Annotated in this window: 10 protein-coding genes; 4 read left to right on the forward strand and 6 right to left on the reverse strand. The window is 62.8% G+C overall.

Going from position 1 to position 12,923, the window contains the following annotated elements; translation table 11 throughout:
- Nucleotides 1–2: 2 nt before the first annotated feature.
- The 4 genes from V5279_RS43570 to V5279_RS43585 all read right to left on the reverse strand — a co-directional run bounded on the left by V5279_RS43570 (nucleotide 3) and on the right by V5279_RS43585 (nucleotide 4,671).
- Complete coding sequence (locus tag V5279_RS43570) at nucleotides 3–1,127, reverse strand: efflux RND transporter periplasmic adaptor subunit (protein WP_338693285.1); 1,125 nt, start codon at nucleotides 1,125–1,127, stop codon at nucleotides 3–5.
- A 1,185-nt stretch (nucleotides 1,128–2,312) separates the two neighbouring features.
- Nucleotides 2,313–3,731 carry a HAMP domain-containing sensor histidine kinase gene (locus V5279_RS43575; protein WP_338693287.1) on the reverse strand — a complete coding sequence of 473 codons (1,419 nt, stop codon included), beginning with the start codon at nucleotides 3,729–3,731 and terminating at the stop codon, nucleotides 2,313–2,315.
- Nucleotides 3,728–4,393 carry a response regulator transcription factor gene (locus V5279_RS43580; protein ID WP_338693289.1) on the reverse strand — a complete coding sequence of 222 codons (666 nt, stop codon included), beginning with the start codon at nucleotides 4,391–4,393 and terminating at the stop codon, nucleotides 3,728–3,730. The genes V5279_RS43575 and V5279_RS43580 overlap by 4 nt, the downstream gene beginning before the upstream one ends.
- Entirely contained in the window at nucleotides 4,393–4,671 is a 279-nt protein-coding gene (locus tag V5279_RS43585) for a PepSY domain-containing protein (RefSeq protein ID WP_338693291.1), read from the reverse strand. The genes V5279_RS43580 and V5279_RS43585 overlap by 1 nt, the downstream gene beginning before the upstream one ends.
- A 182-nt stretch (nucleotides 4,672–4,853) precedes the next feature.
- Here V5279_RS43585 and V5279_RS43590 point away from each other — a divergent pair, with 182 nt between their 5' ends.
- Genes V5279_RS43590 through V5279_RS43600 form a run of 3 tightly spaced genes read left to right on the forward strand, consistent with a single transcriptional unit; the run spans nucleotide 4,854 to nucleotide 6,439 of the window.
- Nucleotides 4,854–5,126, forward strand: a complete 273-nt coding sequence (locus V5279_RS43590) for a PepSY domain-containing protein (RefSeq protein ID WP_338693293.1) — start codon at nucleotides 4,854–4,856, stop codon at nucleotides 5,124–5,126.
- A 10-nt stretch (nucleotides 5,127–5,136) separates the two neighbouring features.
- Nucleotides 5,137–5,703 (forward strand): cytochrome b/b6 domain-containing protein, encoded by a 567-nt coding sequence (locus V5279_RS43595; RefSeq protein WP_338693295.1) that lies wholly within the window; start codon nucleotides 5,137–5,139, stop codon nucleotides 5,701–5,703.
- 40 nt (nucleotides 5,704–5,743) lie between these two features.
- Complete coding sequence (locus tag V5279_RS43600; RefSeq protein WP_338693297.1) at nucleotides 5,744–6,439, forward strand: VIT1/CCC1 transporter family protein; 696 nt, start codon at nucleotides 5,744–5,746, stop codon at nucleotides 6,437–6,439.
- A 323-nt stretch (nucleotides 6,440–6,762) separates the two neighbouring features.
- Here V5279_RS43600 and V5279_RS43605 read toward each other — a convergent pair whose 3' ends face one another.
- Complete coding sequence (locus tag V5279_RS43605) at nucleotides 6,763–9,357, reverse strand: cation-transporting P-type ATPase (RefSeq protein ID WP_338693299.1); 2,595 nt, start codon at nucleotides 9,355–9,357, stop codon at nucleotides 6,763–6,765.
- 197 nt (nucleotides 9,358–9,554) lie between these two features.
- Here V5279_RS43605 and V5279_RS43610 point away from each other — a divergent pair, with 197 nt between their 5' ends.
- Nucleotides 9,555–10,142, forward strand: a complete 588-nt coding sequence (locus V5279_RS43610; RefSeq protein WP_338701711.1) for a hypothetical protein — start codon at nucleotides 9,555–9,557, stop codon at nucleotides 10,140–10,142.
- A gap of 26 nt (nucleotides 10,143–10,168) precedes the next feature.
- On the opposite strand, the gene V5279_RS43615 is transcribed toward V5279_RS43610, so the two are convergent.
- Nucleotides 10,169–12,454 (reverse strand): heavy metal translocating P-type ATPase, encoded by a 2,286-nt coding sequence (locus tag V5279_RS43615; protein ID WP_338693301.1) that lies wholly within the window; start codon nucleotides 12,452–12,454, stop codon nucleotides 10,169–10,171.
- Between the last annotated feature and the right edge of the window lie 469 nt (nucleotides 12,455–12,923).

The raw sequence follows: 12,923 nt of genomic DNA on the forward strand, positions 1-12,923 counted from the left end.
GACTAACCTGCGCCCAGCTTCAGCAAGATTCCGCGAAGCGCGGAGATTCCGCTGACCACCACTTCGTCCTTATCCGTGAGAGCGCCAGAGACCACGACATGGTCCTGGTCCTCCTCAAGCAGCGTGACCGGCATCAGACGGAAGCCGCCCTGAGTTGACACGAATACAGACGCTTGTTCACCACGCCGGATCAGCGCGCTGTAAGGGACTTCCCAAGCGCTTTCCCGTTTGGATGCGAAGGAGATTCGAGCGGCAGCGGTCTGGCCCGGTCGCAGGTCGCCGGAGTTCGGTACCTCTGCCCGGATCAATACGGTCTGTGTAGCCGGATCTGTTGTTTCAGACACCAGCACCACCTGGCCTGGCGTTTCGTAACCGTCGACCTCCACCTTCGCGCCTTGTCGAATCGCCCTGATGTTCGAGGCCGGAACTGCGATCTCGACCCATAGCGGAGAAAGCTGTGCGACCTTGATCAGTGGTGCCGATTGCTCCACGCGTTGGCCGGGAGAAACGGCAATATCGATGACAGTTGCCGGCCGCGGCGTGGCAACGGTAAGGGTCCCGCTAATCGCTGCCTCGCTGCTCAGTTTTGAGATTGCCTCATCGGAAAGGCCACTGAGGCGGAGCACCTGCCGGCGCTCCGCGACTGCAATGTTTGCCTGCCGCGCCTCCGCCTGGCTTGCCTCGAGAACGCGCTGTGCCACCGCATTGCCTTGGAACAGTTGGGTGTTGCGGTTGAGTTGTTGGGCAGCCAGGACTTCCTGCGCAACGGCATGCAGATATTCGCGCTGCTGCGACACGAAACTTGGGCTCTCCATCGTGGCGAGCGGCTGTCCAGCGACGACACGGTCACCCCGCGCCACCGAAAGATTGGTCACCATGCCGGCCACGGGAGCGCTAACGACCCACAATTGCGGAGTTGGGATGACGATCTGGGCGGGATAGGGCAGCGTCTTGTCGGTCGGGCTGGCGACGGGATGAACGACGCGGATTCCCATGCTCGTTGCCTGCTCAGGGCTGAGTTTTAATTGGTCCTCGGCCATCGATTTGGACGACAGGGCCAGGAACGCCAGTGCGATCAGGATGCGCGTCCAGTTCAGCCATGCGGGCGCTGGTGAACTCAGATACATGGCAAAGATCCCATTGCAGCGACCGAAACTGAGGATTTTGACGGATGTGGCCGATCAGTGCCGCTCCGCAGGTCAGAGGTTGTTGAAGCTAATCAATCCCTCACCCCTCTGACGCAGACGGGTGACACAGAGCAGAGCGCTGCTTCTCCGCACGGAATAATGATGCACCCTCGCTGACCGGAACCTGTTGATCCATGTCAGCCGTTTGTCAGGTCAGATCTGCGATGCTGTTAGTCGCGCCTGCACTGCTGCCGGCCAGAAGCCAAGGGAGGCACCGCGATGCTGCCGAAGCACTATGCTCTTGCAGCAGCCGCAATCGCTCTCTGCGTCATGGGTCTGCCTCAATCCGCGTCCTCGTACGGAGGAAGAGCCCACAACCCGTGGAATCCCGCGCACCTAATCAACCTACCCCCGGAGATGCGAACCCAGGCGGAAAAATGGGAGGCTGCCTGTGGCGCCCCGGTAGCCGCTGCGCAGCAATTTGCGCTCTACCTCACGACTCCCAGCGCTCAATTCGCTGCTCTTCACTTTGACGATTTTCAGTGCGTCAACAGAGGTGTCGTTTGCGACACATCAGGATGTCTGCACGAGGTGTACGTCAAAGCGGGAGGACGATACCGGAAGGTGCTTACTCTGCGCGCTCAGGATGTCCGCTTGGTGCGTGAGCAAGACGCCGCCTTTCTGGAGATACAGGACCGTTCGGGTGGAGTGCCACGGCTCCTGCGCTGGAATGGGTCGCGCTTCGTAGCCCAGGCTGGGGCTGAGAACCGGTGAGCTCGATTACCCATGCTCGGTGAAGTGGCTATGAAGCCGAAGTGGTACATCTCCTTTGAACCTGCCAGCCCAGGAAAAGACCGCATTTATCGACGCGAAACGAAGACCTTCCCTAACGAAGCTGAAGCGAAGGCATTTGCGCGGATGATCCTCGATCGTGCCCTTCGTATTTCCGCTGGGACAATAAATCCCGTTCAGCCAAAACAGGTGATTGGATCTAAGCGAGGACTTTCTGAGTGGCTTTCTCGGACTTGATCAAATCGCCGGTGCCGGTATGTGCGTATCTTGACCAGGGAGTTGACCGAAAAGCTACTTGCCGGTCTCTCGCTTTTGCGCCGCTGCGTCTACCGTACGCGCAGCCGATTCTCCGGCAGCGCTCTCGCGCCGCTGACGCCCGAGGTCTGCGAGGCGTCAGGCTCGCTGCGGCGAAGTCGAAGACGCGATCGATTCTTTTGCAGAAGGGCTCGGAAGCTTAGGGACCGCAGATCTCGGAGCGATTGTCGCCTTCAGCCCGCCGAGTTCCGACTTCGAGAGTTCCAGTTCCCACTCGTACGCATCCAGAACATCCTTGACAATGGCAAGACCCAGACCGGCCGCTCCTCCCCGCTCGTCCAAGCGGGTGCCGCGCTCGAGCACGCGTAACAGGTGGGTCGGTTCGATGCCTTCGCCGTCGTCTTCGACGACAAGGGATGGCCGATTTTCATCGGCGGTGATGCGGACGTATCCTGCGGCATGGCGCGCAGCGTTTTCGATCAGATTACCGAGGACTTCCGCAAGGTCGCTCCTGTCGAGCGAAACGCAGAGATCGTCGGCCACAAGGTTCTCGAAGCTGACTTGCGCGCCCTCGGGAGTGCGCGACAGAGTCGCGAGGATAGACCCCACGAGCGGCTTCACGGAAGCGGATGTTGCTGCGCCGCCTCTGGCGCGCCCGCGAACCCTGGCGCGCGCGAGTTCGCGGTCGACGTGGCGGCCCATGGCTTCGCCGACGGCCTCAATGTCCCGAGCGATGTCGCGCTCGCCCCGCTCCCGGAGGCGCGAGGCATCGGCCGCAAGGGCAGCAAGCGGCGTCTTCAGCCCATGTGCTAAGTCCGCAGCGCGACCGCGAGACCGTTCGATTTCATGTTCCTGCGCATCAATGAGTGCGTTGACTTCCTCGACGAGCGGGTGGACTTCGGTCGGCACCGAGGACGGCAGATATCTTGTTCGCCCCGCTCTGATATCGGCCACTCCGCGGCGAAGTGCGACCAGCGGGCGCAAGCCGACGCCGACCTGGATCCAGGTCGCAAGCGCCAATACACAGCCGAGAAGGACGAGCGCGATCGAGAGATCCTTGGCGAACGCCGAGCTCGCCTCCGACACCCTCGCCAGGTCCTCGGCGACAGCAAGGCGGACGGTCACCGGCTTCCCGTCCGCGGAAAGCATGACCGCGCGCTCGGCTACCAGCACGCGCTGGCCACCGGGGCCGGAAGCTTCGTGCTGGTGCGTTTCACCAGGGCTCAACCGATCCGCCGGGAGCTCCATGGCGGAATCCCAAAGGGAGCGCGAGCGAAGCAACTGCCCGTGATCATCGCCGACCTGCCAGTAGAGTCCGGAAAGAGGATCCGCGAACCGCGGATCGACGGGGATTTGCGTCAACACCAATTTACCATGAGGGTCGACGTCGATATTCGCGAGAAGCTGCTTCAGATGGACGTCGAGATCTTGAGCCAGGGTGCGCGAGACATGGCGCTCGAAGACGACGACGAGCGCGCCGCCGGCGATCCCAAGCGCGATCAGGATCGCGACGATGCCGCCGGCGACGAGTCGTAGTCTGAGCGAATGCCGTTTCATTCGGGGGCCTCCGGCATCAGATAGCCGAACCCGCGCCGCGTCTCGATTGCGTCGGCGCCCAGCTTCTTGCGCACGCGGCCGATCAGCACCTCAAGGGTGTTCGAGTCGTGCTCTTCGCCGTGGCCGTAAACGTTCTCATCGAGCTCATGCGAGGACACGACCCGCCCGCGGTTCCGGAGGAGATGGGCGACCAACCTGTACTCTAGCGGTGTGAGCGTGATCGGCACGCCGCGGCGGGTCACTTTCATCTGCCGCTCGTCAACCGTGATCTCACCCGCTGTGATGAGCGAGGAGCCGTGGCCCGCCGAACGCCGCACGATGGATCGCAGCCGGGCCAGCAGCTCCTCGATCCGGAACGGCTTCGGCAGGTAGTCGTCCGCGCCGGCATCGATGCCGTCCACGCGCTCGGCCCAGCTTCCCCTTGCGGTGAGGATGAGAACGGGCATGTGGCGGCCGTTGGCGCGCCAGCGCTTTAGGACCGCAAGACCATCCATGCCCGGCAGACCCAGGTCGAGAATGACGGCGCCGTAGTCCTCGGTGTCACCAAGGAACCAGGCGTCCTCGCCGTTCGCAACGGTTTCGACCACGTACCCGGACGCTTCGAGCGCGCGGGAGACATCCGACGCAATCCGCTGGTCGTCCTCGACAACAAGCAAGCGCATTACTTCTCCTTGGCCCGTTCGACTTCGCCGCTGCGGGCATCGATGTGGATCTCGAACAAACGACCCTTCTCGTCGACGACCCGGAATTCGTACAGCCAGGCACCGGCCTCTCGTTCGAGCTTGACGCCGACGACCTCGCCCGGAAGCTTGCCTTTGACCGTGTTCAAAATGTCGGCAAGCGGGCGTATCTCGCCGGCCTCCACGGCCCGTCGCGCGTCGTCATGATCGCGGGCGAGCGCGGGCGCGCCGCCCGCGATCAGTAGGGCGGCGGCAAGCATCAGGGCGCGAAATCGGTGCGGGCGTAAGTTCATGAAACAACTCGTCATCCGGAAGATATGGAATGCCAGATATCACCTGACAAATAGCTGACCTGGCTCAACAGGCGTCAGTCAGGCCACTTCTGACAGGTTGCCCCGCATCGCCGGCGCGTGGTGCGGCCGGCCACCGTCAGGAGATACCTATGCGCATGATCGTCATTCTTACCGTCGCCGCCGTCATTCTCGGAGCGGCGTCCGCCCAGGCCGGCAGCCTCGGCAAGCCGTGCACCTCGGCCCCCGAGGCCCAGTGGCTGCCGATGGCGCAGTTGCAGGCCAAGGTCGAGGCCCAGGGCTACAAGGTCCAGAAGGCCAAGCTCAAGAACGCCTGCGGCGAGCTCTACACGCTCGACAAGAACGGCAACCGGGTCGAGCTGTTCGTGGACCCGACCAACGGCCAGATCGTCGGCCAGATGTGACGGTGCGCAAATGAGACCTTCGAGCAACACGATTGGAGCCGGCGGCGCGATGCCGCCGGCCACGGTCAAGGTCTGGGATCCGTTCGTCCGGATCTTCCATTGGTCGCTGGTAGCCACCTTCGTGATCGCCTACGCGACCGGCGACGAGATCGAACGGGTGCACGTCGCGGCCGGCTACACGATCGCCGGCCTCCTCGCGATCCGCATGGTCTGGGGCTTCGTCGGCCCGCGACATGCGCGCTTTTCGAGCTTCGTCCGGCCGCCGCGCGAGGTGCTGGCCTATATCCGCGACGTCACGCTGCTCAGAGCTCCGCGCTACATCGGGCACAACCCGGCGGGCGGTGCCATGATCATCGCGCTCCTCGTCGCGCTGGCCGGCACGTGCGCTACGGGCTACATGATCACCACGAATGCCTACTGGGGCTCCAAGCTGATCGAACACGTCCACGAATTCCTGGCCAACCTGACCGTCGGCTTGGTCGTGGCGCATGTCCTCGGCGTGTTGATCGCGAGCTTCGAGCATCGCGAGAACCTGGTCGCGTCCATGATCTCCGGCCGCAAGAGGGCTGCTGACTAGGCCGCCCTCTTCGAACCTTAACCGCAAACAGGAGCGTCCTGTGCCCGCCACCCCACACGTCGAAAAGCACTTCACCTCCTCCGAAAGCGTCCGGGACGTCGTAATCGGGATGGCCGACGGCTTGACGGTCCCGTTCGCGCTGGCAGCCGGTCTTTCCGCGGCCGTCTCCAGCACGGACGTGATCGTCACCGCCGGGCTCGCCGAGGTCGTCGCCGGCGCCATCGCGATGGGACTCGGCGGATATCTCGCGGCGCGCACGGATGCGGAGCACTACGCCGCCAAAGAGCAGCGCGAGCATCACGAAATCGATCACCTGCGCGAAAGGGAGGTCGAAGAAGTGGAGCAGATCTTCCGCGAGTACGGCCTCGAAGGAGACGTGCTGAAGTCCGTCGTTGGTGCGATCGCTTCGAATAGGCAGCGATGGGTCGATTTCATGATGCGCTTCGAACTGGGATTGGAGCGTCCGGATCCGAAACGGGCGCCGATCAGCGCCGCGACGATCGGAGGCTCTTATGTGATCGGTGGTCTGATCCCACTCGTGCCCTACATGTTCACGAAAGACATCGGGACAGCCCTACAGATCTCCGTGGCTGCGACCGGCATGGCCCTGATCTGCTTCGGAGCCGTCAAAGGGCACTTCACAGGCGTCAACAAGATCAAGTCAGCGCTGCAAACGTTGCTGGTTGGCGGATTGGCAGCCGGGGCAGCGTATTGGCTCGCGCATTTGTTCGGATAAGGCGTGTGCCCATACCCCCCTCTCGGAGGTCAGTCATGCTGCGCCTCTGCACCTTATCAGTGGCTTATGAGCCAGAGGATAGCGCCGATGCAGATGATGCCAATGATGTAAGGCAGCATATATGTTAGTAACATCATCACCTCAACCTCCCCGACCGTTTCTGTTTTTGCCGCTTCGGCTGCCAACTGGCACGGGGGGCCGCATCAGGGTTAAACCTTGACCGTGCGGCCCCGCCTCAGTGGGATGCATGCGGCGAGGAATTGAACGCCTCCGAACGGCAGAAGAAGCTCCGAGAACAAGAAAGACAATAGCTGCCCTCGTCGTCATCGCACCCTCGCATGCCATACTCTGACGACAGCGCTGACTACCTGCGTGACGATGATCGGCGCCAAACTAAAGAGAAGGACGACTGACCACATGTCCGCGGTGGGGGGAGCAAGGTTCAATAGAAGCGCTGCCGGCGGCAGATAAGGCGGCACTGCGAGGAGTGTTGCACAAAGCAATAGCGCGCTCCAAAGCCATCCATTTCGAGTGATTTCGTTGACGATGAGCGGTGATTGCGAATCGCGCATGTTGAACGTGTGCCAGAGCTGCGCGAACCCAAGAGTGAGGAACGTGACAGTCACTGTTGCCTTGGCGTCGAGACCGAGCCAAGACGACGCAGCCAGCGCTCCGAACGTGCCGGCGGTCAACGCACCGGCATGCAGGATTATCGTGATCCATTGCCAACGGCCCAAAATGGGCTCTCTTGGATCGCGTGGCGGAAGCTTGAGGATACCGGCTTCACCTTCGCCCATTGCTAGTGCGAAGGCCGGAAACACGTCTGTCACAAGATTGAGATACAGAATTTGTAGCGGCAGGAGCGGCAAGGGGAGCGCCGACAAAACGGCTAATCCAACCACCATCACCTCGCTGAGATTGCAGGACAAGAGGTAGGCGACGAAACGGCGGATATTGGCGAAGATGATCCGGCCTTCGCGTATCGCCCCAACGATGGTTGGAAACGCGTCGTCAAGCAGGATCATGGCGGCCGCTTCGCGCGCGACATCTGTGCCCCGCAGGCCCATCGCCACGCCGATATCGGCCTGCCGCAGGGCGGGCGCGTCGTTGACCCCGTCCCCCGTCATGGCGACGATCTCGCCGGCGGCCTGATAGGCCCTGACGAGGGCAAGCTTCTCGTCGGGGTTCACTCTTGCGAAAATTCCGACGTCGCGGAGTGCAGGCTGCCCGGTCTCGATCACCTGCGCGATCCTCTTGCCCTCCACGACATTCGCAATGTTCTGACCGAGACCGACCGCGCGACCGATGCTTCGAGCGGTCACGACGTGGTCGCCCGTAACCATGACGACCCGAATTCCCGCCTTTTGGCAGTCCTGAATCGCCTGCGGCACGTCGGCACGCGCGGGGTCTTCCAGGCCAATGAGACCGACCAGAACCAATCCCTCGTATGGCTGGGCATCGGCCAGCTCGTCCATTTTCATCGCGCAGGCCAGCACGCGCAGTCCGCTATGGCCGAGCTGATTGGCCCGGCCCAGCCACTCCGCTCGCACCTGGTCGTCAAGGGCGATCTCGCCAAGCCCGGTTTTTGCGAGCGTCGCCACCGCCAGGACCGCCTCCGGCGCTCCCTTCACCGCCACCAGCACGGCGTCCCCCCATTCGTGAACCGTCGCCATCATCTTGGTGGCAGGATCGAAAGCGTGCTTGCGAACGATGCGGTGCCCATCCAGCAAGGCCGTCCGCCTCAAGCCCGCATGCAATCCGGCACGCAAGAGTGCGACTTCCATCGGGTCGCCGCTGCCGCCTTCGTCCGCGCGGTCGAGATGGGCGTCGTTGCAAAGAACGGCAATGCGGAGCAATTCGGCTGTCGGTCGGTCGCCGGCGAGCGGCAGACGCTTACCCTCCTTTGGAGCTTCCGTCTCGAGCGCGATCTCACCAAAGGCCGTGCAGAGCCGTCGCACCGTCATCCGGTTTTCGGTCAAGGTCCCGGTCTTATCGGTGAGGATGACAGTGGTGGCCCCGAGCGTCTCGACCGCGGAAAGACGCTCGATCAGCGCATTCTGCCGCGCCATGCGCCACATGCCACGGGCGAGTGCGAGCGTCGCGACGACCGGAAGGCCCTCGGGAATCGCGGCCACGGCGAGCGCGATAGCCGCCTCGACCATCACAAGGGGATCTTCACCTCCGATGAGGCCGGCGACGCCAATTGCAACGGCGACGGCGATGGTCGCCAGGACGAGCTGCGTCGACAGACGCCCGAGCTTGCGTTCGAGAGGCGAGCTGCCCGGGTCGGCTTCGAGAACGAGCCGCGTCACCCGGCCGAGTTGCGTGCCGAGGCCGGTCGCCACGACGACCCCGGTGCCCGTCCCCCGCGTGATGGCGGTGCCTTTGAACGCCATGGACGCGCGATCGCCGAGACGCGTGTCTGCGCTGACCGGGCGCGTCTGCTTGTCGACAGCGACCGATTCGCCGGTCAGCGTCGATTCGTCTGCGGACAGGCTGGACGTCTCGATGAGGCGGAGGTCGGCCGATACGGCGTCGCCGGCGTCCAGAATGACGATATCGCCCGGAACGAGTTCCTCGGCCGGCACGACACGAACGCGACCCTCGCGTCGGACGCGGGCGCTGCGCGTTCCGAGCGCTCGCAAAGCCTCAATTGATCGCGCCGCCTTCAGCTCGGTCACGAAGCCGATCATCGCGTTGATGGCGAGGACCGCAAGGATGGCGCTGCCTTCCTCCAGTTCGCCGAAATAGAACGCCAGCCCCGCTGCAAAACTCAAGAGATAGACGACCGAACTCTTGAACTGGTGCAATAGCAGGCTCATCACCCGGGTGGCACGGCGCGAGGTAATCGTGTTCGCACCGAAGCGCTTTCGGCGGGCATTGACCTCAGCATCGGAGAGACCCTCGAAAGCGGACACGTGCAACTGCTGAAGCAGCTCAGCAACAGGCAGGCCATGCGGAGTTTCCGGCAGGATTATCTGTTTGGCGACTGCGTGCCTTTCGATGGCGAGCCTCCTTTACGCCGGAAAACAGACTCTTAAGGTAGACGAGGCTCGATAACGGGTATTGACTTGGAACAAGCGAGGGTCACGAAACTCCGGAGCAATGAAAGTTGATGATTGCCCAAGCATCCGAAGAGACGATTGAGCTTCGGGTCGACGACATCGCCCAGCTCTTTCACACCCTCGACCCTTTCCCGTTTCGCGAGCGTGACCTCGACAGAGAGGCGGAAGAATACATTGTCGGCTGGGCGCGAGAACTCTCGGGCAGGCAAGCGATCCGGATTCGAGTTCATCATCCCGATACTGATGCGCAATCGAAGGCGGCACTGGTGCTCCGGGAAGCCTTTGGTCACTATTTTGCGGATCGAGCGAACGCAACTCAAAGAGATATCAACGAGCTGTTCAGGATCGGTCGCTGGTCGCTGGCCATCGGCCTCGCCATTCTGATCACGTGTCTGCTCTTTGCGCACATAGTTGTTGGCGCGCTATTCACCGACCCCTTGCGGCGTCTCCTGGAGGAGAGCCTCTTGATCTTAGGGTGGGTTGCAAACTGGCGCCCCTTGGAGATCTTTCTGTATGATTGGTGGCCGCTCGTTCGCCGGCGAGATCTGTATCGACGCCTTTCAAAGGCCGTCATCGAAACTCGGCCACATTCAGTAGTTCAGAGCGAAGCCGGCGTAGGAGCCTGCCTAGACAGATAGCCGGACGAAAATGCCCGAGCTGCTGCCTATGCAGCCACGGCTTCGTAGATATCCTCCTCCTGGGCTGTATGCATGCGCACCAGCGTTTCAATCGCTTCGATCACGCGCTGGGCGTCTCGTATGAGATAGCGGTCGACCTTCTCTGACGGCAGATCCTCCACGATCCGGGCGAGCAGCCGAGCAAGGTGCAGGATCTCCCGATGGGCACGGCTCATCGCAGAAAGGCCGTGGCGGTCGCGCAGCACCTCCGCAAGCTTCGGATAGACGCTGTCCTCATCCTCGCGCTCATGCATCACGACGCTACTTTGGACCAGGCTGTGGGCTTCCCCAATCAACCCTGCGGCGGATTCTGGCATCACGTCGTCCAGCGCATCGACGATCTTGCGCAAGCGGTCGAGGTCCTTGAAAAGGGCCTGATGATCGTGATGCAATGTCAGCCCCTGCTCTGCTGTGATGCGCGATCCGCTCCTGACGAGAGCCGGAGTAAGTGCCCGCAGCGAGTTCAGGATGACCGCGACATCGATCACCTCCTGCACGATGGCCGCCGGCACGGGATCAAGCCAACCGAGCATGGCAGCCACCATGGCGGCTAACGACAATCCCATGCCAACAATGATGCTTTGAAGGGCAATACGCCGCGCGCGCTGCGCAATTATGATCGCTTCGCCGACGCGATCAAGCCGATCGGTCAGGATCACCACATCGGCCGCTTCGGACGAGGCGCTGGCGCCGCGCGCGCCCAGCGCAACTCCGATATCGGCGACGGCCAACGCCGGAGCGTCATTGATGCCGTCGCCGACCATGATGGTGGGATGCAGCCGCTGTTCGGTGCGCACGGCCTCGACCTTGTCCGAAGGGACGCGGTCGGCCAGCACGGCGTCGAGGTCGAGCGCCGCTCCGATCGCCTGCGCCGCTGCGGCGCGATCGCCTGTGACCATCACCATTCGGGCGATGCCGGCATCGCGCAGCAGCCGGATCGCTCGCGGCGTATCGGCGCGCAACTCGTCGGCCAGCAACAAGGCGCCGATAGGCCGGCGTTCCACGGCGATGAACACGATCAGCGCCGAGCGCCATGAGGCTCGCCGGATCGCCCGCAGCTCCCACGACGACAGCTCGGCACGAGACAGAATCATCTCCCGCGAACCGGCGGTGACCTGGCGGCCATCGATCAGACCGCTCAGGCCAGAACCCATGGCCTCTTTGACATGTTCCGGCGGTTTCAGCTTGAGGCCGCGATCGATGGCTGCAGCGACGACTGCCTTCGCGAGCACGTGATGCGAAGCTTGCTCAAGAGAGGCCCCCAGCGTGAGGACCTCATCCGGGTCCTCTCCTGGAGCGACCTCAACCGAAAGCAACCGCGCCCCTCCCACCGTCAGGGTGCCGGTCTTGTCGAACAGCACGGTATGCGCCCGAGCCAACGCCTCTAGAGCTCCTCCGCCTTTGGCCAGAATCCCGCGGCGGGCCGCCTGCGCCACGCCGGCGATGAACGCGACGGGCGCGGCCAGGATCAGGGGACAAGGCGTCGCCGCCACCAGCACAGCGAGGCTACGGGTCAAATCACCGGAGATCCGCCACGCCACGAAGGCGACGACGAGCGTGACCGGCAGAAGGATCAGCGCAAAGCGGTCAGCCAGCCGCACGAAGGGAGCCTTCGCTGTTTGCGCCGCGGTCACCATGCGGACGATACCGGCATAGGTGCTCTCGCCGGCCGGCGCGGTCACGGTCAACTCGAAGGTCTCACCGGCATTCAGCGACCCGGAAAGAACTGCGCTGCCGCGCGACTTCTCGACCGGAATGGGTTCGCCGGTCACCGCGGACTCGTCGATGGTGGCCGAGGCCGATCCAACGATACCATCGACCGGCACGATCTCGCCGGCCCTGACCAGAAGCTCTTCGCCGACTGACACTGCCTCGATCGGAATCTCTTCTATCCGCTCGCCAGTCTTGCGATGTGCCCGCCGCGGTGCCCGATCAACCAGCGATCGCAGGTCACGCTCAGCTCGAGCGATCGCGATGTCCTCCAGTACATTGCCGCCGGAATACATCAACGCGACCACCGCCCCGGCAAGCGGTTGGCCAAGCGCCAACGCCGCGCTCATCGACAGCAGCGCAATCGCGTCCACTCCCAGGCGGCCGCTCAGAAGATCCCTGACGATCGAGACCGCCAGTCCTCCGATCACGGGCGCCGTGCCGAGCTCCCAAGCAAGATCGGCCAGATCAGGCCGGCCTGCGGCTCGCGCCAAAATGCCCGCCGTCAAGCCGGCGATCGCAATTAGAATAAGCGTCCATCGCAGGACCCGCTCAAACGACATGTTTGGTTCCACTGCTGCTTAGGCGTCACTGTCCTCCGAAATCAGCCTTGTTGTTTGAGCAAAATCAACGGCCGAGACGAAGACGCCGATCCAGAGGGGGTCCCTAGCCGCTATGACCTGGATCAATATCTTTCTGGCCATTGGGCGGATACTTGACCCGAAGGAGGCTGTCATGCGTGCTCTTGCTCAAGCCTTGACAGCGATTTTTCTGCTGTCATCCCTCATGCCATGCTTCGCCAAGGACGAGGGGAAGACCGAACACTCCTCGCCAGCTCTGACCACACAATCGCAGGAGCCTGGCGAAGGTCAGCCAAGGGTGACGAACCAACGGCGAAAGGACACTCATCGCCTAAACCATATGATGGACCAACGGGACTGGGATCACCGCAAAGCAGGCCGCGACTGGCGGATGCGGAGCAACAGCGAGAATCTAGGTCACTAAAGGACCGCAACGCCTAGGTTCTTCGGC

Source organism: Bradyrhizobium sp. 26S5 (assembly GCF_036923295.1).
Classification (GTDB): Bacteria; Pseudomonadota; Alphaproteobacteria; order Rhizobiales; family Xanthobacteraceae; genus Bradyrhizobium; species Bradyrhizobium septentrionale.

Coding starts and splice junctions, on each gene's coding strand:
- V5279_RS43570 (WP_338693285.1), bottom strand. CDS start 1,127: ATGTATCTGAGTTCACCAGCGCCCGCATGGCTGAACTGGACGCGCATC.
- V5279_RS43575 (WP_338693287.1), bottom strand. CDS start 3,731: ATGAAACGGCATTCGCTCAGACTACGACTCGTCGCCGGCGGCATCGTC.
- V5279_RS43580 (WP_338693289.1), bottom strand. CDS start 4,393: ATGCGCTTGCTTGTTGTCGAGGACGACCAGCGGATTGCGTCGGATGTC.
- V5279_RS43585 (WP_338693291.1), bottom strand. CDS start 4,671: ATGCTTGCCGCCGCCCTACTGATCGCGGGCGGCGCGCCCGCGCTCGCC.
- V5279_RS43590 (WP_338693293.1), top strand. CDS start 4,854: ATGCGCATGATCGTCATTCTTACCGTCGCCGCCGTCATTCTCGGAGCG.
- V5279_RS43595 (WP_338693295.1), top strand. CDS start 5,137: ATGAGACCTTCGAGCAACACGATTGGAGCCGGCGGCGCGATGCCGCCG.
- V5279_RS43610 (WP_338701711.1), top strand. CDS start 9,555: ATGATTGCCCAAGCATCCGAAGAGACGATTGAGCTTCGGGTCGACGAC.
- V5279_RS43615 (WP_338693301.1), bottom strand. CDS start 12,454: ATGTCGTTTGAGCGGGTCCTGCGATGGACGCTTATTCTAATTGCGATC.